Origin of the sequence: Nostoc sp. XA010 (assembly GCF_020829625.1) — a bacterium.
Taxonomy (GTDB): Bacteria; Cyanobacteriota; Cyanobacteriia; order Cyanobacteriales; family Nostocaceae; genus Nostoc.
On sequence record NZ_JAIVFX010000003.1, the window covers coordinates 1 to 25,010 of the forward strand.

The window sequence follows — 25,010 nt, forward strand, 5'->3', positions numbered from 1 at the left end:
ATGTCACCACAGGCATAAGCATCAACAACTTTCTGACGCAAGTCGAGAGAGTAGGCTTTCATAGCGACCAGTTATCAGTAGAATTGCTCTCTCCTAAGTGTACTGGACTGGACTGATAACCGCTATAACTATATATATTATTAAGAGCATAATTGTTGCAGAGCTTGTGGTTTAAGACTCCTATCCTACAGGTTATGCTTATATCGGCATTTACACCATAGCCATGACTACGTTCGCGGAGCGTTTGGAGGAGAAGATAGGCGTTACAGTGAGTCTAGGGCTGTTGAGGGACTTCAAAATTTATAATGAATTTTTGAGAAAAAACTAAAAACTAGACTAGGCAATAAATACAGATGATCCGACCGCGTAAGGTCTTTGCTCAACATTGGCTCAAAAGTGAAAAGGCGCTCGACGCAATTATTAAAGCAGCAGAGTGTACAGAAAACGATCGCTCCGCCAAAGGTGATCGCATCTTGGAAATTGGCCCCGGAACCGGGATTCTGACTCGTCGTTTATTACCCTTAGTGCAATCTCTGGTTGCAGTTGAAATAGACCGCGACTTATGCCATCTGTTGTCAAAGCAGCTTGGTAAGACTGAAAATTTTTTACTGCTACAAGGTGATTTTCTCACTCTAGATTTACCATCTTATCTGGCAGCCTTTCCAAATTTTCAAAAGCCTAATAAGGTAGTAGCCAACATTCCCTACAACATTACAGGGCCAATCATTGAGAAACTACTGGGTACGATCGCTAACCCCAACGCTGAACCATTTGACTCTATAGTGTTGCTGGTACAAAAAGAAGTCGCAGAAAGGTTGTATGCTAAACCAGGATCAAAAACCTTTGGGGCGTTGAGCGTGCGGGTACAGTATTTGGCTGAGTGTGAGTTAATCTGCACAGTTCCAGCGGCCGCATTCCATCCACCGCCAAAAGTCGATTCAGCAGTGGTGCGATTGCGCCCCCGAAAAATAGAAATACCAGCCCTTAATCCTCGACAGTTAGAGAATTTCTTAAAGTTGGGGTTTGGTTCCAAGCGCAAAATGTTACGAAATAATTTGCAATCAGTTATAGAACGCGATCGCCTGAGCCACTTACTGGAACAATTAAAAATAAATCCCCAAGCTAGAGCCGAAGACCTCGGTGTTCAGCAATGGGTAATTCTAGCAAACGAATTGGGAGTAGGGAGTAGGGAGTAGGGGACAAGGCAAATTTTTTCCCATTCTCGATTCCCCATTCCCCATTCTCCATTCCCCATTCCCAGAAAATGCATTCCTACAGCCTAATCGCCCCTGCCAAAATTAACTTATATCTGGAAATCATTGGCGATCGCCCCGATGGTTATCACGAGTTAGCCATGATACTTCAAAGTATTAGTCTTGCTGACCAAGTTGATGTGCGTTCCATTAGCACTGACAACATCCGTGTTCACTGCAACCACCCACAAGTACCAGCAGATAACAGTAATTTAGGATACCGGGCAGCAGAATTAATGGTGAGGCAATTTCCCGAAGCCTTTGCTAAATATGGGGGTGTGGAAATTACCGTTAATAAACAGATTCCTGTAGCTGCTGGGTTGGCTGGGGGTTCTACGAATGCAGCAGCTGTCTTGGTAGGAATAGATTTACTGTGGAAGTTGGGGCTAACTCAGTCCGAATTAGAGGAGTTGGGAGGTACACTTGGTTCAGATGTGCCGTTTTGTGTAGCGGGTGGAACTGCGATCGCAACAGGTAGAGGTGAGCAACTTTCTCCTCTGCCAAGTTTGGATAATATTTATATAGTGTTGGCAAAATACCGTAGCCTCGAAGTTTCCACCGCTTGGGCATACAAAACTTATCGAGAGCAGTTTGGTCATTCTTATATTAGAGATAGTAACAACTTGGCAGTGCGTGCTAATGCAGTTCATTCAGGAGCAATAGTAAAAGCTGTCGTAAATAAAGATGCGGGAGAAATTGCCCAAAAACTGCACAATGATTTAGAGCGCGTGGTATTGCCAGCCTATCCCCAAGTCTTGCAACTGCGAGAAGTTTTTGCAAATCAAGAAGGCGTTTTAGGAACAATGATGTCTGGCTCTGGGCCAACAGTATTTGCTCTTTTTGAGTCTCAACAGCAGGCAGAACTAGTTTTGCTGAAAGTGAGAGAATCAATTCTTGATGAGAACTTAGAATTGTTTGTAACTCGGACAATCACACATGGTATTAAAGTGGCATCGTCTGTTTAAATAATTTTTTTCGTTGATGAAGCATAGGGGATAGACAAGAATTATTCTTAATGGCCCAATCCAAAATCTAAAATACAAAATCGTATGAGTGACCAAAATTTAACGCCACAAACGGATACTAAAATACAGGCGGCAGCAAGTCCTTTACGCTGTTTAACTGGGGCGGCGATTTCTGGAGGAATGGGATATGCAATGTATTCGCTGATGATTGCGATCGCTACAAATTTTGCTACTAAACCTCTCCATTCAATTAATCCATTAGTAATTAGGATTTCTTCTGCTGTTAGGACTCTGGTTGTTGGTGTAGTTGCTCTGGGAAGCGGAATATTTGGTATAGTAGCAATTGGTTTATTGGCTTTGGGAGTGCAATTATTAGTACAGGAGTTGAGCAAGCGGAAAAGTAGTGAAAACTAATAATTTACTTTTAATGAGCAACTTAAAAACGCAAGTTTTTCTAACGGATCACGATTTTTAAGCAATTGTAGGTTCGCGCTTCTGAAAGGCTGAAGTCGAAAATAGCTTGTAGTTGGGGAACAGATAGAAAAATTGATTCAGAGTTAAACGATGAAGGTAATGATTAGGCGATTTGATAAGAGTTAGTAACGTACCAGTACCTTAAGAAAACTTACTTTTTTATCGGACAGCGATCGTTCTGAGCAAATCCTCTATAGTAGAGGATTTAGGTAAGATAATCATCTGCTCAAACTTACAGCTATTTTTTGATAAATAAACCACAATGATCAGTATATTTTTGTTTCCTGCACCTCTGCTTATTCTGCTTAAGCTTTTTGGAATTGGCATAGACGCATTCGCACAGCGTCTGTCTGCGACACGCTGCGCGAACGTAGAGAAGCGGCTTGTTGTCAGAGATCACTCCTTGAACAGCAGATGTTGTAATTTTGGTGTATGGTATAGCCCTCGACTTGAACAGATTTCGGGTTGACACTTTATAAACTGGCTCAATATTCACAAATTTATGTGGAATTGATACCAGCTACACTGAAGTTGATAGCAGCAACATCACTTATGAGCAAAATTATGAGCATAACCAAGAGATATTTTTTACCATTTATTTTTGTGACAATTGTTGTCAGCCTCAGCAGTTGTAGTTCTAACCCTACCGCTCGTAATATTGACAGTGGAACCCCATCCCTTACCACAACACCGACCAATAGGGCATCGTCTCAGACTCCCAGCCAAATTCCTAGCGTAGCTCAATTAAGAGAAAAATCTCCTAATCAGGAACTTCCTAAGGAAAATACGCCTTCCTCATCAACTCCTAAAACTGCCACTAGCAAAACTACTAACGTTACGATGTATACAAGTGATACCCAATGTCAAGAACTCATTCCACAAAAGGTTTCAGTACCAGCTGAGGAACCAGTAACAAATGTAGTGAGCAAAATTTTAGAAAAACGAGATACAAGCGACTTTAGTTTGTCTGGGTATCGTGTCAACATCAAAAATGGCATTGCTACAGTTGATTTGCGAATATCCCCTGATTCAAAGCGACAAATAGCTTCTCTTTCTAGTTGTGAACAGTTTGCTTTGTTTGGCAGTCTCCGGAAAACCCTAACAAGTAATGCTCAATGGAATATTAAAGAGGTTCGCTTCACCGAGCGAGGTGAAGACATTGTTCTTTAGTTAAAGATGGTAGTTAGTACCCTCATCAGCTAGCTAAAAGATTTCCCAATCTGAACAGCCACAGGACTTATGCATCAGTAATTGCCAAAACAGTGCATGTTTTAGTCAGTTTCAAACAGCTATAAATAGTGATATTATTGATTTTAGCCCTAAGTTTATGGCAGCAATTCGCGGGTGTAATTCAGTGGTAGAATGTCATCTTCCCATGGTGAACGTCGTGGGTTCGAGTCCCATCGCCCGCTTTTGTACATTCGCAGATTAAATGTCGGTGTTCGCAAATTAATGTCGTTTTTCGCAAATTAATGTCGTTCGGGCTATTTTTTAGAGTCAATTTAATTATGCTAGTTTTTCGCAAATTAATGTCGTATTAGATTGTGGTCTAATTGGCACACTAGCTTCTATATTAAACTGACTCACCAATATTCTGCTAAACCAAGTTTCAATGGGTAATTTTCTTACTCCGCTCTCAGCACTACCCTTACCCATTAAACATAATTATGATGAAGCAACTAATCAGTGAAAGTAACCGGTAGCATATTGTCTTTACAAGAAAATACTCATTTATTTCAACCTTCCATTAGCCACTATGGATTTTGACACTTTAGATGATTTCCAGAATAAAAATTACCACTCAACATCATTCCATCGTAGAGGAGAACGGCTGTTGGCTCTTCTAATCGGTAAATTCTTTCTTGTAAATCACCTTAGTATTGGGAAGATGACATTCCTTTCAACCCTCTTAGGCAACTTTTAGACGAGATGGTTCTTGAGCATCAATAGCTAGTACTAATTGGAACAGACGCAAATACTTTAAACCCACCCCTAGCCAGGATGGTTGTTGAAATTCAAGCAAACAAACTGCCCCAGCAAATTCCAAGGCTCTTTCAACCCACCCCTAGCCGGGATGGTTGTTGAAACTTTGCTAAACAAGATACCCTAATAACTTGGTCAACTTTCAACCCACCCCTAGCCGGGATGGTTGTTGAAACCCAAGCTTTTTTCAATGCTTGGAAGCTTTTGTAAAACTTTCAACCCACCCCTAGCCGGGATGGTTGTTGAAACTCTACCCGTCTAGAACCCTTGCTATAAAAGCTTTCCATACACATAATTTGGCAGGTCTGCTTAAAAAGTCTCGAATTGCAAATTAAAAAACTAAATGCATTGACATACTAGTTTCTTAAGGCAAGACTGGATAAGGGTTTCAAAGTTTTGGCGGGACTCCAGGGATTTTGCCCCCGCTTTGACACGCCAAAAAAATATTTGGAGGGTTCCCCCGACGAAGGGGGTGATTCAGTAGCCACCACTGTGGTAATCCACACCGTTATGAATAACGACTATGGCTAAAAGCCTTACTTCTTATTGCTGGGAGCGCACCTATCCTGTCTTGCGACAGCAGCATCAGAAGCGGGCAGCTACCAGGGTCAGAAAGCATGACGATCCTCCAACCGCCAAACTAACCCAGATTTTTCACAGTACATTGGCTCAAAGGAGCATGAACTGCGGCGCTGTTATAAAAATATTATATTTTCTAGGTTCGGATTAGTAAATTAAATTTAAGCGGCTTGACGTTCTTGGTAAGCAAAGACGGCTAAATTTCCCGCTTTTTCTTGTGGACTACCTTTGATTGGCTGTGTACCAATTTCAGTAGAAATTCCGACTTTTGCAGCTTGGGATTTAATACTCTCAATTAATCGACCGTAACTCCAGCGATGAATGCTTATGCGATATTCTTTGGCATATTTTTGTTGAGCTTCCTTGTAACCAGGACATTTCTTTTCTGCTCTGGATTGGATTTCGCTACTGATTTGCTCACGCATATCGCGGAGTTTTGGGATAACTATGCTATCTGCTTGATAGGTTTTGGCGATCGCAATAATTGCATCTGCTAATAATCTATCTATATATTGCCCTAACTCTGATTCACCAAAGGAGTTTGGCGCATTCTGTTTCTGAGCTTTGTGTCGTTCGTGAGATAGGCGTTGCTGTTGTTGTCGCTGACGATTGAGAAGATTGTAGTTTTCACCAAGTAGTTGTTTGACGCTGCGATAAGCTAGAACTTCATTTTTAACAACATCTACCACCGCTACTGTGACTGGCTTTTTTAGACCAAAACTAACGCTAACTAGGATTGAGGGTTGACCTTGATAATTAGGCTTGCTGGGGCGAGGGAAAGGGTTATTAATTCGATCTAGCGTGGATTGCTGACGAGTGATAAAAGCTTGCTGTTTATCTTTGAGGTCACCTTTCTGTTTTACCTTCGTTAAAGTGTTGGTAATTGTGGTGGCTTTCTCTTCAACCACCTGTTGAGTTCCTTCAGTAGTCCACATCCGAGTATCTAAAGAGCAGTAGAGATTTAGCTGATTTACTTTCCAGACTTCACCTTTTTCCTCACCTGGCAACCAAGCAAGCCTCCCTGAACGCAGAGTGAACAAACTGCTTGAATGTTGGTTTTTACTATTGCGTTTAATTTCTTGATCCTCTAAAAAGCGTTGAAAGTATTGCAAATGATGCTTATCACAGTAAATCTCAAAGGTCAGTTTTCCCAAGCCATTGAACCGAACAAAGAGACGACCTTTGTCATTTTTTAACCATGTCATATCTTCGTTAGATTCGTAAGCCACAGGAAAGGGGACATCAGCAGTTTTTCTTAAAAGTGCTGCTTGCCAAGCTTTTGCCTCTTTTTCATTTTGAGCTACATTAGCTGTAGCAATTTCTAAAGTTTCTAACCACTCTTCTCCTGTCAAATCTCTACCTTTCGGTATGCGGCTTTGAAGTTGGTCTTTTAATCGCTCAATTTCTATTTCCTTTTTGCGTCTATTTCTAGTAAATTCTTCTGGGTCTTCGTCGAGTTCATTGATTTTACACTTATTTTTGAGCAGATATGCGAGAGCGCAACGAGTAAGAGGGTCTTGTGTTGCTCCGTAAGTGTTTAAGAGAATTTGGAAAAGTGAAGATTTTTTGGACTTTGTAGATTTTTTAGTGTTTTTGCCCTTTTTCTGGTTGCTATTCTGCTCGGACTGGGGGGCAAATTTGGTAAGAATTTCGGTGGCTTTAGTACGAATTACGTTTAAGCTACATTGACTTTCTTGTTCGAGTTCTAGATCGCTTTTGAGCATTTTCAGCCAACGCTCTTTCCCTTCTATTTGGTACTTTCTGCGTTTTTGTAACGCAAACCAGGATTTATATACATAATCCACTAAAGCGATCGCATGGGGTGATGCTAAAGCTTATTGGGCAGCATTTCAACGGCAAATAGACAGGTTAGATGCAGATGATACCGCTACCAGCGTCACCCGCGAACTGTGGGTAGTTCCCTTGCTACGCAGTCTCGGATATAACCCTGTTTACACTGCTAAAGCCGAAGTCGTGGAGGGACAAACTTATGCAATTTCTCATCGTGCGGAATTAGGCGAAAACAAGCCACCTATCCACATTATTGGTTGTCGAATCAAGGTAGATCATCGTCCTCCCAGTGGCACACCCAGGTTATCAGCACACGCACTGGTGCAGGAGTATCTTAACAAGACGGAACATTTGTGGGCGATCGCAACCAATGGTTTTCGCTGGCGGTTACTGCGCGACTCTTCCTTGATGACTCGTCTTACCTACGTTGAATTTGACTTAGAACAGATTCTCAACGGTGAGAACTTTGCCGAATTTGGGCTATTTTATCGGTTGTTTCACCGTTCCCGCTTGCCTGAAGGTATGGATGATGCCGATAAGTGCTTGCTGGAATATTACCACCAAGAAGCACTGCAACAGGGCGGACGGGTACGCGACAGACTCCGAGATGGGGTAGAAAAAGCACTAATACAGCTAGGCACTGGTTTTCTACAACATCCCAGTAATGAAAACTTGCGGCAGAAGCTTGCTGCTGGTACAGAATTAACAGATATCGGATATTATCGCCAACTGTTGCGGTTGATTTATCGCCTGCTGTTTTTGATGGTGGCAGAGTCTCGTAATTTATTAATTGGTGAGGATGTAGAGAAAGCGCGAATCTACCGAGAATATTACAGCATTGAGCGACTGCGAGAGTTAGCCGAGCGTCCCCATTGGCGGCGGGAAGGCTTTCAAGATTTATGGCAGGGTTTGCGGGTTACATTCTTGCTATTTGATGAAAATTGGCGGGGAAAATATTTAGGATTATCACCATTAAATGGCGATTTATTTGGTTCGTACACTCTACCAGCTTTAGATGATTGTGCTATTGATAATCACGATTTGCTAGTAGCGATTCGGGAGTTATCATTATATAAAGATAAGGGGCAATTACGACGGGTAAATTATGCTGCCTTAGATGTAGAAGAACTGGGCAGCGTATATGAAAGTCTGCTTGATTTTCACCCAGAAATCTCTCCTAAAAATTACGAATTCAAATTAGTCTTTGGTAGTGAAAGGAAAACTACTGGTTCTTACTATACGCCACCGCAGTTAGTAGGACAACTGATAAAAACAGCTTTAGAACCTGTAATCGAAGAAAAACTTCGCAGTACGAAAGAAAAGCTTCGGAATGCAGAAAGCAATTACGAATTAGAAAAGGCACTTCTCGACCTCAAAATTGTAGACCCCGCCTGTGGTTCGGGTCATTTTCTCTTAGCCGCAGCACGTCGGGTAGGAAAGGAATTAGCTAAAATTCGTACTGGAGAAGCTGAACCAGGTAGTGAACCTTTAAAGTTAGCGATTAGAGATGTTATTCAAAATTGCATTTATGGGGTGGATTTAAACCCCTTAGCTGTTGATTTGTGCAAAGTAGCCTTATGGATTGAAGGTTTTTCTCGCGGCTTCCCTCTTAACTTTTTAGACCACAGGATTAAGTGTGGTAATTCCCTTGTGGGAGTGATGGATTTGAGTTGTTTGAATGAAGGAATACCTGATGAAGCGTTTAAGGCGGTAACTGGCGATGATAAAAAACTATCTACACAGCTTAAGAAACGGAATAAAAACGAACGAGAGAAAACAGGACAACTATCAATTGGTGAGAAGTTAGAAACTGATAGCGTAGATTATGCAGAAATGTGGCGACAGTTGGGGGTAATTCCTGAAACCACGCCACAACAAGTTAAAGATAAGCAAAAGCAATATAAAGAAAATCTGCAAGAATCTAGTTGGTGGTTGAAACATTCTGCTTGCAATTTATGGACAGCAGCGTTTTTTATGTCGCTAACTGAGCATCATTTGCAGTTATTACCTACGACCGAAGCATTAAACCGTTTAAAGCGTGAAAAAGTAGAAAAAATTCGTAAATCAGAGGATAATTACGAATTGCGAATTACGAATTACGAATTAAGTAAGGTTGTAAATGCAGCGAATAAGTTAGCTGAAGAAAAACACTTTTTTCACTGGTGTTTAGAGTTTCCTGAAGTATTTGAACAAGGTGGATTTAATTGTGTATTGGGTAATCCACCTTGGGAACGGATTAAGTTACAAGAGAAAGAATTTTTTGCTTTTCAAAGTACAGAAATTGCTAACGCTATAAATAAAGCGGCGCGGGAGAAGTTGATTAAGGAATTACCTAAGAAAAATCCTGAGTTAGCACAAGCTTTTGAAGATGCGAAACATGATGCTGAGGCGCAGAGTAAGTTTATTAGAGAGTCGGCTAGGTTTCCTTTAACTGCGGTGGGAGACATCAATACTTATGCTATTTTTGCAGAGACTACGAAAAAGTTGATTGCATCTAATGGGAGAATTGGGGTTATTGTACCCATTGGTATTGCTACTGATGACACAACTAAAAACTATTTCAGTAATTTAATTAAATCTCAGTCTTTAGCGAGCCTAACAGGTTTTGAAAATGAAGCTTTCATTTTCCCGTCAGTACATCACGCTTTTAAATTCTGTACTTTAGCAGTTACAGGAGGGGATGTAAAAGTTAGAAAAGCAGATTTTACCTTTTTCTGCCGTTACTTTGCCGATACGAATAAACAGCAACGTCATTTTAATTTATCCTCGGCAGAAATTGCCTTAATTAATCCCAATACTTTTACTTGTCCTATTTTCCGCACTCGTGCTGATGCAGAATTAACTACGAAAATTTATCAGCTTGTTCCTGTTTTAGAAAATGAGGCAACTGGGAATAATCCTTGGGATATTTCGTTTATGGCTATGTTTCACATGGCAAATGATAGCAGTTTATTTAAAAACGAACCAGGTGAAGGTTTAGTTCCGCTTTATGAAGCTAAAATGTTTCATCAGTTTGATCATCGTTACTCAACTTATGAAGGTGCAACACAAGCTAACCTAAATGCAGGCATTTTACCTCAAATACCAGATGAAATCAAACAAAACCCAACTTTTACTATTAAAGCTCGTTACTGGGTGAGTCAAATTGAGGTAGAAAATCGACTAGCTGATAAATGGAATAAAGATTGGCTTTTAGGTTTTAGAGATATTACAAATTCTACAAGTGAAAGGACTTCTATCTTTAGCTTCTTACCGAAAGTAGGTATTGGTAATAAAGCACCCTTACTTATATCAAATAAATTTGAAGCGAGATTTGTATCCTGTTTTTATGCTTCTATCAATAGTCTAGTTTTTGATTTTGTAACTCGTCAAAAATTAGGTGGAACAACAATGAACTTTTTCATCGTCAAACAACTCCCCGTTCTTCCCCCAGAATTATACACCCCAGAAGATATCAAATTTATTAGCGATCGCGTACTCGCATTAGTTTACACTGCCTGGGATATGCAACCCTTCGCCAAAGATATGGGATACGACGGCGAACCCTTCATTTGGAACCCCAACAGACGCGCATTATTAAGAGCAGAATTAGACGCATATTACGCCAAACTCTACGGACTCACCCGTGATGAACTGCGATATATCCTCGACCCTGCTGATGTCTACGGCGCAGACTTCCCCAGCGAAACATTCCGCGTGTTGAAGAATAACGAAATTAAGCAATTTGGTGAATACCGTACACAAAGGTTAGTGCTAGAAGCATGGGATAGAATGTTTAAATAATTCGTAATTCGTAATTATGAAAACAGATACAATTTTCTATGAGATATTTAAAGAATTACCCAATATCTTCTTTGAAATTATTGGTAAGCCAGATATTAGCACCAATACTTACGAGTTTACCGCACCAGAAATTAAGCAAACAAGCTTCCGATTAGATGGATTATTTTCTCCCTTAAAAGAATTCCCTAATCAACCACTGTACTTTGTAGAGATTCAGTTTTACAAAGATGAAGAATTTTATGACCGACTATTTACAAGTATTTTTCTTTACTTTACACAATATCAGCCACCTAACCCTGACTGGTTTGCAATAGTTATCTATGACAAACGCAGCAATGAACGTAGCTATCCCCAACGTTATCGTTCCTTGCTAGAACCTCATCTACGTCGCTTTTACCTAGATGAACTTGACGACGCACCAGATGATTCTCTGGGAATAGGAATTGTACGCTTAGTTATAGAGAGTGAAAACAAAGCCGGAGAATTGGCCAAAAACCTAATTGACAAAGCTAAAGAGGAATTGACAGACACTCTTATTCAAAGAAAAGTTCTAGAATTTATAGAGACAATCGTAGTCTACAAGTTTCCTAACTTAAGCCGCGAGGAGATAGAAACCATGCTGAACTTAAACATACTTAAAGAAACTAGAGTTTATCAAGAAGCAAAAGCAGAAGGTAGAGAAGAAGGTAAGGAAGAAGGAAAACTAGAAACCAAATTGAAAATGATACCGATTTTCCTCGAACTAGGATTAACTGTTCAAGAAATTGCTGAACGTTTAGAACTAGATATGGAGGAAGTAAGGAAAGTTTTGGAAGAGATGTAAAAATATCAATACGTATTTTGTTATTTCTCGTGTCTATAACGGGAAATATAGTAGATAGGGTGCGTTAGTTCATTAACGCACCCTATCTACTAAAATCTAGAATCAAATTTTATGAAAATTACTATAAAGCTACAAGAATTATTACAGCAACCTGAAAATGCGATTTTATCTATTAGCAATTTATTAGGTCAAAAATTAGCATTCCTAGATTGTACAGGAGTGATAGCTGTTACGCCAGAACAATTAACTTTGCTATTTACAAGTATCCGTCAAAATTGGGATATACAAGAAATTGCAGAAATTTTTGACTTTTCTACTATTACTCAAACTTTTAATTACCAACTTCAAGAATGGATTGACCAACGCTTAGGTCGAACAACTCATCAAGTACCAGTAAAGAGTAATTCATCCTCTCTCACCAATTCTCAATTTCTTGATATATTTAATTTCCGCAACGAAGTAATTGGCGACTACCGCCGCTATATTGAAAGCTTCCTCAAAATCCGCGACGAAAAAGTTAAAGCATTTGTCGATAATGAGTTAGAAAAAGGTCAACTCTGGACTGACCCTTTAGTGCAACTTAACCCTAAATATCGTCCTGGCGCATCTGTCACTACATTAGTACAGCAACGTGTTCTCCATCCAGACTCTACACGCTACTTCTCACAAGATGGTGAAGCTTTTACCTTCCACCACCACCAAAAAGAAGCCTTTGAAACAGCACAACGTCAAGAACCCTACGTTGTCACCACAGGAACGGGTTCGGGTAAAAGCCTAACTTATGTTGTACCCATCATTGATGATTTGCTACACCATCCTGAAATCAAAGGAGTTAGGGCTATTTTGGTTTATCCCATGAATGCCCTAATTAATTCTCAGGAAGAAGAATTAAGAAAATTTCTCAAACAAGTCCCTAACACCCATATTCGCGTTGAAAAGTACACTGGGCAAGAAAAACTAGAAAAGAAAACCGAAATTCAAAACAACCCGCCCCAAATCTTGCTCACAAATTACGTGATGCTAGAGTTAATGCTGTCTCGCACACACGAAGATAAATTAGTAGCATCCCCCGATTTAAAATTTCTCATATTAGATGAACTGCATACTTACAGAGGACGGCAAGGTGCAGATGTCGCCATCTTAATTCGCAAACTTCGGCAACGCTGCGGCCAGAAACTTCTGTGTATTGGCACTAGCGCCACCATGTCTTCGGAAGGTTCCCGCCAGCAACGCCGTCAGGTAGTCGCAGATGTTGCTAGTAAATTATTCGGTGTAGAAATTCAACCAAGCAACGTCATCGATGAAACTTTAGAACGTTCTATCAAAAGTGCTGCACCCACCACAGAAAAATTGCAGGAAAGCATTATTCAAGGTTTACCCCCAAAGTCCGAACAAACCTTAGACGCTTTTAAACAGCATTCCCTTAGCCACTGGGTAGAGATGAACTTTGGTTTAGAAGACAAACAAGGACATCTCGTCCGTCGCACACCCATCACTCTAGAAACAGGTGCAAATCAACTCGCAAATGAAACCCAACTCAACGAGGAAACTTGCTTAAATATCCTCAAACAGATATTTCTTTGGGGAAGCAAAACAAAGGGGTTAGCATTCCGTCTGCATCAGTTTATTTCCCAAGGGGGTAGTGTTTACGCCACGATTGAAAATCGAGACAAACGACTTCTCACTCTAGAAGGCCAGTACACAACCACCGAAAACCGCCTGCTTTATCCCCTCGTCTTTTGTCGGGAATGCGGACAAGACTATTATGTAGTACGCTACGATTCTGAAAAAGATATTGTACTGCCCCAATTACCCACAGCCTTAGATAGTCTTGAGAATGAAGATATCAAGGAAGGCTACCTAACCCTTGATGAACCCGGACTTTGGGATAAAGAAGATGAAGAGAGACTTCCTGACTCATGGTTTAAAGAAACTAAAAGGCAAGGGCGTATTCCCGAAAAAAAATATGCACCTTTTATTCCCCACAAACTGCAAGTTCTACCCAACGGTAAAGTCATAAACTCTGTATTACAGGGAACTACCTGTTGGTTTATTCCTAAACCCTTTCTTACTTGTCTCCACTGCGGTGTATTGTACGACCAAAAGAAAAACGAATTTACCAAACTCTCTCGTCTAAGTAGTGAAGGACGCAGTACCGCAACTACTCTACTTTGTCTTTCTACCGTCAGTCGCCTCAAGCAAGTTTTCACTGGCGAGAAAGCCAAAGCCGCAAAAATCCTCAGCTTTACTGATAACCGTCAGGATGCTTCATTACAGGCAGGACATTTCAATGATTTTGTCCAAACCAGTTTCTTACGGGCAGCTTTGAATAGTGCTATTCAAGAAAATGAAAAGTTAACTCACAAAGCACTTGCAGCGGAAGTTGTCAAAAAAATGGGTTTATCTCAAGCAGATTATGCAATTCAAATTGCAGAATTTGGCATTGGTAAACGCAAAAATGAAGAAGCTTTTAGCAATTTAATTGAATATCGGCTATACGAAGATTTACGTCGCGGTTGGCGAATTGTTCAACCTAATCTAGAAGGATGCGGTTTATTAACTATAGAATACGCTGAACTATTAGCAACTTGTGAAAATACTCAACTCTGGCAAAAATACCGCCATCCAATTTTACTGCAAGCTTCACCTGCACAAAAATATTTTGTAATCAAAACCTTTCTTGACCACTTGCGAAAAAAACTGGTAATTGATGCGGAAATTCTCCAAAAAAATGGCATAGAACAACTGAAGAAGGAAGTATCTCAAGCATTAAAAGACCCTTGGACTATTGATACTTTTGAATATTTACACGAAGCTTTTTGGGCAAGCCTCAGTCCGACGGAGAAAAAAGGTAAATCAAGAACAATTAGACTGACATTTCGTGGTGAAATCGGGCGCTTTCTGCGTTCTAATTGGGCATGGAATTGGTTGCAAAAACCATTACCAGGGTCAGATTATAACGAATTAATTAATGCTCTAGTCAATGCTTTAGCAGATGCAGGTTACTTACACAAGAACGAAGAAGAAGTCCAACTAAAAATTAATTCAATGGTCTGGGTCGCCTCAAAATTAAGTGAAATTCCCGCCGACCCTCTAATCTCGCGTCGCTTGCAGGGTAGCGAAAGAAATACTTCTGTAAATCAATTTTTTCAAGACTTCTACCAAACTAACGCTCATCAAATTAAAGCACTAGAAGGGCGAGAACATACCGGACAGGTAAAAAACGAAAACCGCCAGAAACGAGAAGACGCATTCCGTCATGGCAAATTAGCAGCTTTATTTTGTTCCCCGACAATGGAATTGGGGATAGATATTTCCGACCTCAGCGTTGTCCATCTGCGGAATGTTCCCCCCAGTCCAGCCAACTACGCCCAACGCAGTGGTCGCGCCGGCAGAAGTGGACAGGAAGCTTTAGTAATTACTTATGCCTCCATTGGTAGCGGTCACGACCAATATTTCTTTAAACGTCAAAGTCAAATGGTTGCTGGTGTCGTCGCCCCACCTAAATTAGAACTAGCAAACCAGGATTTAATTAAATCTCATGTGTATTCAATTTGGCTGGCACACACTGGCTTATATCTGGAAAATTCCATGAACCAAATTCTGGAGTTAGATTCGCCGGACTGTCCGCTAAAAGAAGATGTAAGTCAGGGAATCACTATGAGTCAGGAAAAATTAGCCAAATGTCTGGCAGCTACAAAACTGATTTTATCTGATACTTTCTGCCAAAACGATCTGAACAAAACTTCTTGGTATTCTGAAAATTGGTTACATTTTACCCTAGAAAATGCACATAATGCCTTTGATCAAGCGTGCGATCGCTGGCGTAGACTATACAAAGACGCAGTTGAACAATTAGAGAAAGCCCGCGACAGCACAAGTCGTTATACCAGAGGCTATGCGACTCAAGAAGAACGGGATATCGCTAAAGCCCAAGAAAAAGAGGCACTGCGACAAATTGACCTGTTAGTGGGACAAGTGCAAGGTAAAAGCAATAATCAGTTTGAATTTTACCCCTATCGTTACTTTGCTGCCGAGGGATTTTTACCTGGGTTTAACTTCCCCCGCTTACCAGTTCGGGCATTTATTCCCACAGAAGAAAGTGGCGAATTTATTTCCCGCCTCCGCAGCGTGGCTTTGAGAGAATTTGCCCCTGGTAATGTTATTTACTACGAGGGTAGTAAATTTATGGTGGCTAAAACCAAAATGCCTGTTAGTGGTGCTGACTATCAACGGGCAAATGTTTGCTTTAAATGTGGTTATTTCCATGAAGGGGCAGCCAGTAACCGCGATACCTGTGAGAACTGTGGGGCAAAACTTGTCGATAGTAACAATAATAAGGCTTTACTTACTCGCTTATTATCAATGGAAACTGCGATCGCCTGGAGACGAGAACGCATTACCTGCGATGAAGAAGAACGCCTGAAATACGGTTACAACATCACCACCCATTTCCGTTACGACCAGCAAAAACGCCAATCAGCAACGGTACAGACTGCCGATGGTACAGAATTATTACGTTTAACCTATGGCGCTACAGCAGACATCTGGCATATTAATCGCGGATTGAATAAGAAAAAAAGCGAGGAACGAGGATTTAAACTCGATATCAAAACTGGTATTTGGGGCGATGCCAAAAATGACTCAGCAAAAGATAGCATTCATGCCGACGTTAATTTAATGGTGAAAAACACCTGCAATATTCTGGTTGTTGAACCATTAAGTGTACCCACAGACGAAAGAGAAGCTTTTATTGCCACCCTGCAATATGTCTTGGAAACTGCCATCCAAGCAGTGTACAAATTAGAAGCCGATGAACTCGACTCCGAACGCCTGGGAGACGGAAAATATTTGCTGTTCTGGGAGGCTACGGAAGGCGGTGCAGGTGTCCTTTCTCAACTATTAGAAAAACCTGATTCTTTTCAAAAAATAGCCGATGCAGCTTTAGATATTTGCCATTTCAAAGAAATTAAAGATAGCTGTGTCCAAGCTTGCTATGAATGCTTACTTTCTTACCGCAACCAGTTCGACCATGCTTTGATAAATCGCCATCTCATCAAACCCTTACTTGACGAACTGCAAAAAAGTACAGTGCAGATAGAAGGAATATGTCGTGATGAACAGTATCAACAATTACTGCAACAAACAGACCCTAATTCCGAATTTGAACGGGTAGTTTTACATGAAATTTATCACGGTGGATATAAATTACCCGATACTGCACAGGAATTGATTCCAGAGTCAAACTGTAAGCCAGATTTTCTTTATAAAGAAAATTGCATTGCTGTTTTCTGCGACGGTTCAGTTCATGACAGCCCTGAAAAACGCAACCAAGACCAAATAGAACGGGATAATCTCAAGCACAATACCAGTTACCATATCCTTACTCTACGGCATGATGAAGATTGGCGAATAGAGTTGACAAAACTAGCAAGTTTGTGAATTTTAGAGTGCAATCTTACTTCCAAAATTAGAACTTAAGCATCAATCAGTAACTAAATTTTTTGCTGATTGTGCATAAGTTTTTTTCATTATAATCACTCATTTAAATATTACTCGCCATTGTTGTTACAACCTCATAAATGGGAATACTTAGAGTAGTGTATAAATGAGAATCTTATGTTTAATAAATCAAAGGAATCTTTACCGCTAGCAAAAGTCAAGCGGGATTTAGCAGACAATTGCGAACAGCAGAGACTCATAGCTTTAGAACAAGCACTAACTTTGGGTCATTGGAATTTACATACAGGTCAATTACTGCATCCGCTAAAAGGTTGTGCTGAATCAAGATTAAGCCACATATCAATTTTTCCCCTTCAAGTACAGCTTGAGTGTGGTCAGTGCCAAACCTTTAGTATCAAAGGAATCGACCAAAATGGTTTAGACATTAGTGTTCAAGAATTATCATGGCAGGCAGAGGGAGGCAATATTGATAACAGTGGCTTATTTATAGCAGGTAAAGAAGAGGGAGAATTTACAGTTAGAACTACAGCAGGAAGCTTCCAAACCTCTGCATCAGTTACTATTATCGAACCTGCCAAATTGACACAATTAATTATTACACCTCAAAAAATAAAGCTGGAGTGTGGTCAAGTTCAAGCTTTCAATATCAGAGGGTTAGATCAACGAGGTTCAGAAATTGGTGTAGAAAAATTATTGTGGCAAGCTACAGGTGGCACTATTGATGATCATGGAACTTTCCATGCTGGACAAAATCCTGGGGAATTTGCAATTACAGCAAATTTAGAAGCAGTCAAAACCTCTGTTTCAATCACACTAATTGAACCAGCCAAACTCAAAACATTAATTATTTTTCCTTTAAAACCCACATTGACGTTCGGTGAGAGTTTGCACTTTACTATCAAAGGTGTGGATCAGTATGGTAGTGATATCAAGCTTGAAGAAGTAACTTGGAGTGCAACAGGCAGCACAATTTTTCCTGACGGTAGATTACAAGCAAGTTATCAAGAGCAAGAAATTACTGTCACTGCCAGTGTTGGAGAGATTAGCACCTCTACAATAATTAATGTCATTGAACCTGCGAGATTAACTACACTCGTCATTTCTCCCCAAAAAGTTGAAATGAAGCCTGGGGAACACCAACACTTTAGCATTCAAGGTTTAGATCAACGGGGTAATGCGATCGCAACTGAGAAAATAGGTTGGAACGGCACAGGTGGAAAAATTGACCAAGATGGGAATTTTATAGTTAATCAAAATGCCAAGGGTGAGTTTAGCATATCAGCTTGTGCAATTGAAAAAAATGTAAGTGCTTCTGCCAGAGTTGTTGTACCTGTAGTTTTACAACGCCTAGAAATTTTTCCCAAGGACATACAAATTGAACCTAATGAAATCCAAACCTTTACTGCCAAAGGATTTAACCAGGAAGGAGATGAAATTGGCATAGGAAGAGTTGATTGGCAATCTACAACTGGAGGATTGATTGATGATGATGGTATGTTCATTGGTAGTTACGACATAGATACAGTTGACATCATTGCTACTGTTGGAGATGTCCGCGATGTAGCTTGTGTAGGCTTGCTTCCAGTTCTGAGAAGTTTAGAAATTGAGCCACAAAGAACGCAACTTAAACCGAATGAACAGCTTAATTTAAGGGTTAGGGGATTTGACCAATTTAGAAATGAAGTAAAAATTCAAAACATCCACTGGCAAACAACAGACGGCAAGATTTACCCAGATGGAACTTTTGTAGCAGTTGACAGAGATGCAAATATTACAGTAAGTGCAACGGTAGGAAATATTAAAGGTACAGCCCATTTTAAAGTCATTGAACCTTCGAGGCTAACTGAAGTGGTCATTTCTCCACAGCAAGTTGTGATGAATCCTGGAGAATGGCAGCATTTTGAGGTAATGGGTCTGGATCAGCGCGGAGATGCGATCGCTATCAGTGGAATAAATTGGGAAGCAACAGGCGGCACAATTGATCGAGATGCTTATTACTTTACTGACAGCAGCCAAAAAGGTCAATTTACCATTACTGCCACTATTGGAAGATTCAGTGTCTCTGCTTATGTCAGTGTTCCTCCAGTATTAAGGCGATTAGAAATCTTTCCTCCTCAAATACAGCTAGAACCTGAAGAAAATAAAACTTTTACGGTCATTGGATTTGACCAACAAGATAGTCAGATAGCACTTGAAAAAGTAGATTGGAAATCAACCAAAGGAGGTTCAATTAGCCGTGATGGATTGTTCCAAGGCGGTTATAGCCAACGAGAGGTTACTGTTACTGCCTCAGTTGGCAATATTCGGAAATTAGCTTATGTTACTTTACTAGCAATCTTAAGAAGATTGCATATTTCTCCACCTGCTGTACACCTCAAACCTAATGAAAGCCAAACTTTCACCGTCATTGGTTTTGATCAGTTTGGTGATGAGATTGACCCCGGAGCAATTCTTTGGGAAGCATCTGGGGGAGATATTGACCAAAATGGTAATTTTATTGTTGATTTTAATGCTAAAGGCCAGTTTTTAGTAACTGCAACCTCTCGTTTAACCCCTAAGTTAACCAAAAAGTCAAGAACGTTGCTCTTTAACGTTGGAATTTCGAGTAAGATTTTGTCTTATTTTCTCCGTTTTTGGGCACAGGTTCAAGATGAATTTATTACTGAGTCAAATACCGAAGATACATCTGAAGTTAGCAGCACGATTACAGAAACAGAAATAGACAACTTCGAGCTAGAGTTACAAACTTGGATAACCAAGACTCTTATAAAACTAGCTTCTCGTCTTTTTAGATTTATTAGTAGTTTATGTTTAAACCAAGCAACAGCTAATCTAAGCGCTTCAGCAGAAATTACAGTTTTACCTGTTTTAAGACGATTAGAAATTTATCCTGCTAAAGCACATGTAAGACCCTATGAAAATATTAATTTTACTGTTAAAGGTTTAGACCAACACTGCTATGAGATAGAGGTTAATAATGTAAATTGGAAAGCAACAGAAGGTAATATTAACTTGCATGGTACTTTGTCTATAAATGAAAAATGCACTAACGTTACTATTACTGCCACTGCTGAAAAAATTAATAGTATTGCTTATGTTAATGTAGTAAAAACACTACAAAATATCTCAAGCCAAGACTCTCCTACAATAGCAGATGTAAAACTTGGAAAATCCTTAGATATCAAAATTCTTACTCCTATTCAAAGAATTAATCCTAATTCAAAGAATACATTTGTTCCAAATAAAACTTTAGAAGTAACTCTATAGGAAGAAATATCTAACGCAGAATCAGGAGAATTAGATTTTGGCTATAAAGATAGATACGAACGTAAATATGAATTGTCTTCTCGGCATAACTATATTGATAATTCCTATAGAAATTGGGGAAAATCTTCTTGGTTTTACCGCAGTCAACTGTACTATGATGGATTTACTATCAATGAATTTAGTGGCGATTATAATGATTATTTAAGTTACCAAGATCAAATTAGCTATATAGAGTTTTTAATGTAAAAATATAATCTACATCCGGCTGATATTTCAAAAACTCATCAGGCTAACAATCCGATGGTTTGCAAATGCCGTTTAACCATAGTGCTTCTGACGTTTCGCCATTTTTGCAAAAGGCAGGGAACAATGAGTGCATTGCCCTACCTCCCAATCGGCAGGGATTGGAAATGGTGTCCCACAGTTAGTGCATTTTGTTAACAAACCTAACTGGTGGCGATCGCACTTCATTTTCTTCTTAAACTGCCACTCAATGCGGTGACAAGGAACTTCTGCATAGCAAGCACCACATAACCGAATTGGTCTAGGTTTCATAGTTACACCGTTGGGTGGCAGCATCTCATATAACCTCTCGACCTCCACACCAATCAGCTTACTTAAAGCTTTTAATTCCTCAAGACTCGGAAAGGGATTGAAATAAAACTTCTCCCATCGCGTTGTGATAGCACCAAGACCAGCAATTTTTCCTAAAGAATATCCTGAAGGAAGACTGTTAGCCTTAAATCGGCGCAAGCGTCCCAGATAATGACTGATGCTTTCATTTGGGTATGGCTCAACATAGCCCAACCTTGGCAGAATGTCATAATCTTCATTTATTGCTATTTCTGTTTTCTGGGGGAATGTATTTTCTGCCATACCGACTAGCGATTTTTTCTAAAATGCCTTGATCAACTTTGCCAAAGCCATTCTTGAGTGAATGTAAAACTGCCTTAGTGAGTATTTTGACTAGCAGTCCTATCCGCGCACCTGTACTTTCAGCTAGAATCTCGAATATAGGACTGCAAGATAAATTAGAAGCTTCAGGCAGAGCCAGAATATCGAATTCAATTGTACTTAGTGTTTTCTTAAAATCATCGTATTCTAGGCGGTCAAACTCATACAGTGTTGGAAAGCTAGTCAACAAATCAAAATCGGCCAAGATTTTATCTAGCTCCTGTCCTCCAACTAAGACGACAGGAACATGACATTCGTCAAAAAGTTGCTTGAGGTCTAGCAGTGCTTCTCTTTGGAGATTTTCAGCATTGTCAATAATGACCTGTTCTATCCCAAATAATTCAAGACTACCAGCCAATCTTGGACGTAAATCTACCCGTTTACCTGTTGGTGCTGCGTGGTTAATATCCTTAAGAATTTGCGAAAATAGACGCTTGGAACTTGATGCTGACCAAGCTCTTACATACGAAAGTTTTTTCCTATCCTCTTCCCGATAGTGACGAGACGCTCGACTTTTCCCTACATCTCTGGGGCCAATTACTCGACCGCATTGTTTCAGTATCCGCAACTCATCTAACCATCTGAAATATTCTGAAGCACGATCAGTTGGTATGAAGCAATTATTGAATATCTCTTCAACTTCAACGGCTTTAGCAAGTTGAGCATTTAAATCTAGCTCCGGAGCTAAGGCTTCAACGGAGGACTGAATAGCAAGTTGCGATCGCGCCATAAATTACCAAATCTTTTTCAAATGTTGTTTACGGTTAGGGACAAGCAGCTTGTGTCTCTCCTGCTCTTGAGTGTCAACTTGACCAGATAGTTCTGGTTGCAATTCTGTTGTCTGAAGCTGTATTTCTTCCCTTGAAACTCTCTCTGGCAAGAGTTCCAGTTTTTCATCTCTCTTTGAAGAAACATTAGCTCTACTTTTCCTCAGTTCAACAACATTTGAGGTTTTCTTGGAAGCTGAACGTAGACGCTTTTGTTCTGAGCGTCTTTTTTCCTTTTTGTCTTCTTTACGTTCCTCTACAAGTTCCTTCCGTTTACCTAATGCTAATAAGGCATCATAGTTAAAATGCTCTTTACGAGCTTGACTTCGCTCTTTATTCAAGGCTTTCAATTCTTCTATACTCAAATCATGGGTATCCATGTTGACGGCATGAGCATAGCCCAAAAAATCTTCTAAATTATCATTAGTTTCGCAACTGTAGATATATAAAGTCAGGATATGGTCTGGATCATATCTAAGCGTTACAAATTCACCTCTATATGCATTGAGTGATTCTCCTCGATAAATCAGGTTCTCAAACTGTATAGATCCATGCGCTTGAACAACTCGTTGCGCTTCTTTCATCAAACAGATATCTAATTCTCGCTCATCCAAAGGTTCAGGTAGTTTTCTTCCCATTCCTGTAAACCAGCGCTCAAATCTTGTTTCGCGGGGATCTTTGGGATATGGTTCGTGGTTATAAATCTCACAAAAGAAACTAGCTAGGATCTTGTCTATATCTTGTATTGTCAAACACGCTTCTTTCTCTGCATTTTTGGGGCGTTCCTGAACATTTGCCCCTGTATAACCAGGTAAATCTTTGAGAACTTGAGTATTAATAGTTTTAAAAATGCGTTCTACAATACCGCCTTCGGGAGGGCGATCACGTAGTTCACATTGAAATCCTAGTTTTTTACCAATAGCTTTAAGATGTTTTGAGCGAAAATCTTTTCCACCATCAGTAAAAAAATATTGAAGAGGAGTCCCGCATATTTCCCAAACTTTATTTAACTTATAATCATCAGGATAGCTTTTGGGCAAAATAGCGTGTCTTAAAGCTAAAGCCACCTCTGTAGAACCTGGTTGTTTGATCCATAAGCGGAAACCAACAATACAGCTTGAATAAGTATCTACAATAGTGGTTAGCCAAGGACGGTCAGACAATAAATTACCATCACTATCAACTATGCAAATATCCAGCTTAGTATGGTCGCATTGAATAATTTGGTTACTAAAGTCAGCCTTCAGTAGCTGTCCATCTCGTGTTACAACTGTCATCCAAGATCCCGAACCCGGATTTCTGACTTTTGTCTTCTGTTTATGTTGTGCGATTAAAGGATCTAAAATCCTATAAACAGTAGCTTGATGAGGATAATCTCCTGGTTTCAGCTTAAGGTCAACGATCGCGTGTCGCTTTACTTCGCGAACTATAGATGCTGGTGAAATTGGATGTTTGTTTTTAATACTTTCTTCATAAATTGTTTTGATAAATTCTTGCCAGTCTTCGCTGACTCGATGTTTTCCCTTATCTGAGCGTTGTATTCCTGCTGATTCTGATAACTTGTCATCCTGGTATTGCTTGAGGAGGCGTTCCACCTGACGAGTAGAAATACTAAGAGTATTTGCAACAGCCTGCTTTCTCTGAGACTTAATCGTGCGATTCGGTGATTCAGCAAGCCACTGGATCAGATTAAATGTCAGTTTATGCCTATCTGATGTTTCCAGAATAATTTGGGATGGATCTACAACAAAATTACTCTTGTCAAGAAAAATAGCATCTGGAGCTTGCGTTAATTCTTCCGTGAATTCAAATTGTTTGTCTGCCATTGGAGTGAAAAACACTCATGAATAATTAAGGTACTAATGTACCATTAATTGGCTAAGAATGCGACATACAATTTGATAAATGTCTAAATCTTAACAAACGACATTTAATTTGAGAATCTAGGATTTACGACATAGAAAATGCGAATTAAGCAAATTTATTTTTTTGTCATTAAATAGTCTATAATCCTTACCGAGTAAAGGTTTCAGGTATTTAGATGCGGTTGCGACACTATCTGCGAATTGCGACATATAATTTGCGAAAGTACAATCGCAGCCTTGCTTTGGTTAATCTCAGCATCTGTACCCATCCCTTGGCGGTTCGGATTTTGGACACTGGGAATCATTATTGATTTTGCTACACCCTTAACAGTACGTAAGTTTCAGATCGAGTTACTTCCCCACGCCTCCCACTTACCAGAACGTTTCGGGCTGTTTACCATTATTGTTTTGGGTGAAGCAATCATTGCAGTGGTCAACGGTGTTTCTGAGCAGAAATGGGACACTCTAACTGTAATTTCTGGCGTGTTTGGTCTAATTATCGCCTTTAGCTGGTGGTGGGTCTATTTTGATAACTTGGGTGGTAAACCTATTGAGATGGCGCGGACTCATGGAAAAGTTGGTCTTGTCTATATCTGGCTCTACACCCATTTACCGCTAGTGATTGGGATTGCTGCTGCTGGAGTCGGCGTAGAACAAATTTTATTGAGTAAGCAAACTTTAGCATTACCCGATTCCCAGCGATGGCTCATCTGTGGTTCAGTAGCATTATGCTCTCTAGCTGTCAGTATTCTCCACAGATTTGGGGTGATCCGTTATTGCAAAATCCGTTCCCAGTATCGACTTGGAAGTGCAGTCCTGTTCCTAGCGATCGCTATCTTTGGCAAAGGTTTGTTACCTGTTGCAGTCATTGGCCTTGTAGCTGTAGTTTCTGCTGTCCAAGTCGTTCAAGATTTATATCAGAGTCGCCCTACTACCCGCTTGGTTGACCCTCAAATCTAGCTCATAGCGTAGTAGTAGCCCATATATGTGCGCTACTACTATGTATCTACGCAATATAAACATGAGGATTTATCTGTAAAGCA

The 25,010-nt window shown here is 40.0% G+C and carries 12 protein-coding genes, 1 tRNA gene, 1 pseudogene and 1 CRISPR repeat array; of the genes and pseudogenes, 10 read left to right on the plus strand and 4 right to left on the minus strand.

Annotated features, from left to right (window positions below):
* Positions 1-353 precede the first annotated feature (353 nt).
* The 5 genes from rsmA to LC608_RS05515 all read left to right on the plus strand — a co-directional run bounded on the left by rsmA (position 354) and on the right by LC608_RS05515 (position 4,104).
* On the plus strand, positions 354-1,196 hold the full coding sequence (gene rsmA, locus LC608_RS05495) for a 16S rRNA (adenine(1518)-N(6)/adenine(1519)-N(6))-dimethyltransferase RsmA (RefSeq protein WP_229552580.1): 843 nt from the start codon (positions 354-356) through the stop codon (positions 1,194-1,196).
* 68 nt (positions 1,197-1,264) lie between these two features.
* Positions 1,265-2,218 (plus strand): 4-(cytidine 5'-diphospho)-2-C-methyl-D-erythritol kinase, encoded by a 954-nt coding sequence (gene ispE, locus LC608_RS05500; protein ID WP_229552581.1) that lies wholly within the window; start codon positions 1,265-1,267, stop codon positions 2,216-2,218.
* Between the two features lie 84 nt (positions 2,219-2,302).
* Positions 2,303-2,632 carry a DUF3082 domain-containing protein gene (locus tag LC608_RS05505; RefSeq protein WP_229552582.1) on the plus strand — a complete coding sequence of 110 codons (330 nt, stop codon included), beginning with the start codon at positions 2,303-2,305 and terminating at the stop codon, positions 2,630-2,632.
* A 612-nt stretch (positions 2,633-3,244) separates the two neighbouring features.
* Positions 3,245-3,862, plus strand: coding sequence for a GerMN domain-containing protein (locus LC608_RS05510; protein ID WP_229552919.1), 618 nt, complete (start codon positions 3,245-3,247; stop codon positions 3,860-3,862).
* Positions 3,863-4,032: 170 nt separating this feature from the next.
* Positions 4,033-4,104 (plus strand) — tRNA-Gly (locus LC608_RS05515).
* A 565-nt stretch (positions 4,105-4,669) separates the two neighbouring features.
* A CRISPR array of direct repeats spans positions 4,670-4,924; the repeat unit is 37 nt; unit sequence CTTTCAACCCACCCCTAGCCGGGATGGTTGTTGAAAC.
* Between the two features lie 491 nt (positions 4,925-5,415).
* On the opposite strand, the gene cas12k is transcribed toward LC608_RS05515, so the two are convergent.
* Positions 5,416-7,059 carry a type V CRISPR-associated protein Cas12k gene (gene cas12k, locus LC608_RS05520; RefSeq protein ID WP_229552583.1) on the minus strand — a complete coding sequence of 548 codons (1,644 nt, stop codon included), beginning with the start codon at positions 7,057-7,059 and terminating at the stop codon, positions 5,416-5,418.
* A gap of 118 nt (positions 7,060-7,177) precedes the next feature.
* On the opposite strand from cas12k, the gene LC608_RS05525 reads away from it, so the two are divergent.
* The 4 genes from LC608_RS05525 to LC608_RS05540 all read left to right on the plus strand — a co-directional run bounded on the left by LC608_RS05525 (position 7,178) and on the right by LC608_RS05540 (position 20,381).
* Positions 7,178-10,828, plus strand: coding sequence for an Eco57I restriction-modification methylase domain-containing protein (locus LC608_RS05525; protein ID WP_229552584.1), 3,651 nt, complete (start codon positions 7,178-7,180; stop codon positions 10,826-10,828).
* Positions 10,829-10,844: 16 nt separating this feature from the next.
* Complete coding sequence (locus LC608_RS05530; RefSeq protein WP_229552585.1) at positions 10,845-11,651, plus strand: Rpn family recombination-promoting nuclease/putative transposase; 807 nt, start codon at positions 10,845-10,847, stop codon at positions 11,649-11,651.
* A gap of 111 nt (positions 11,652-11,762) precedes the next feature.
* Complete coding sequence (locus LC608_RS05535; protein WP_229552586.1) at positions 11,763-17,093, plus strand: DEAD/DEAH box helicase; 5,331 nt, start codon at positions 11,763-11,765, stop codon at positions 17,091-17,093.
* Between the two features lie 177 nt (positions 17,094-17,270).
* Positions 17,271-20,381 carry a hypothetical protein gene (locus LC608_RS05540; RefSeq protein WP_229552587.1) on the plus strand — a complete coding sequence of 1,037 codons (3,111 nt, stop codon included), beginning with the start codon at positions 17,271-17,273 and terminating at the stop codon, positions 20,379-20,381.
* A gap of 318 nt (positions 20,382-20,699) precedes the next feature.
* Here LC608_RS05540 and LC608_RS05545 read toward each other — a convergent pair whose 3' ends face one another.
* The 3 genes from LC608_RS05545 to LC608_RS05555 are packed head-to-tail and all read right to left on the minus strand — an operon-like array spanning position 20,700 to position 23,928.
* Entirely contained in the window at positions 20,700-21,257 is a 558-nt protein-coding gene (locus LC608_RS05545; RefSeq protein ID WP_229552588.1) for a TniQ family protein, read from the minus strand.
* Positions 21,211-22,065 carry an AAA family ATPase gene (locus tag LC608_RS05550; protein ID WP_229552589.1) on the minus strand — a complete coding sequence of 285 codons (855 nt, stop codon included), beginning with the start codon at positions 22,063-22,065 and terminating at the stop codon, positions 21,211-21,213. The genes LC608_RS05545 and LC608_RS05550 overlap by 47 nt, the downstream gene beginning before the upstream one ends.
* A 3-nt stretch (positions 22,066-22,068) precedes the next feature.
* Positions 22,069-23,928, minus strand: coding sequence for a Mu transposase C-terminal domain-containing protein (locus LC608_RS05555; protein ID WP_229552590.1), 1,860 nt, complete (start codon positions 23,926-23,928; stop codon positions 22,069-22,071).
* 264 nt (positions 23,929-24,192) lie between these two features.
* Between LC608_RS05555 and LC608_RS05560 the strand changes: the two are divergent.
* Positions 24,193-24,927 (plus strand): annotated as a pseudogene (locus tag LC608_RS05560) (low temperature requirement protein A); the annotation flags it as partial.
* Positions 24,928-25,010 lie beyond the last annotated feature (83 nt).

Coding starts and splice junctions, on each gene's coding strand:
- rsmA (WP_229552580.1), top strand. CDS start 354: ATGATCCGACCGCGTAAGGTCTTTGCTCAACATTGGCTCAAAAGTGAA.
- ispE (WP_229552581.1), top strand. CDS start 1,265: ATGCATTCCTACAGCCTAATCGCCCCTGCCAAAATTAACTTATATCTG.
- LC608_RS05505 (WP_229552582.1), top strand. CDS start 2,303: ATGAGTGACCAAAATTTAACGCCACAAACGGATACTAAAATACAGGCG.
- LC608_RS05510 (WP_229552919.1), top strand. CDS start 3,245: ATGAGCAAAATTATGAGCATAACCAAGAGATATTTTTTACCATTTATT.
- LC608_RS05530 (WP_229552585.1), top strand. CDS start 10,845: ATGAAAACAGATACAATTTTCTATGAGATATTTAAAGAATTACCCAAT.
- LC608_RS05535 (WP_229552586.1), top strand. CDS start 11,763: ATGAAAATTACTATAAAGCTACAAGAATTATTACAGCAACCTGAAAAT.
- LC608_RS05540 (WP_229552587.1), top strand. CDS start 17,271: ATGTTTAATAAATCAAAGGAATCTTTACCGCTAGCAAAAGTCAAGCGG.
- LC608_RS05545 (WP_229552588.1), bottom strand. CDS start 21,257: ATGGCAGAAAATACATTCCCCCAGAAAACAGAAATAGCAATAAATGAA.
- LC608_RS05550 (WP_229552589.1), bottom strand. CDS start 22,065: ATGGCGCGATCGCAACTTGCTATTCAGTCCTCCGTTGAAGCCTTAGCT.
- LC608_RS05555 (WP_229552590.1), bottom strand. CDS start 23,928: ATGGCAGACAAACAATTTGAATTCACGGAAGAATTAACGCAAGCTCCA.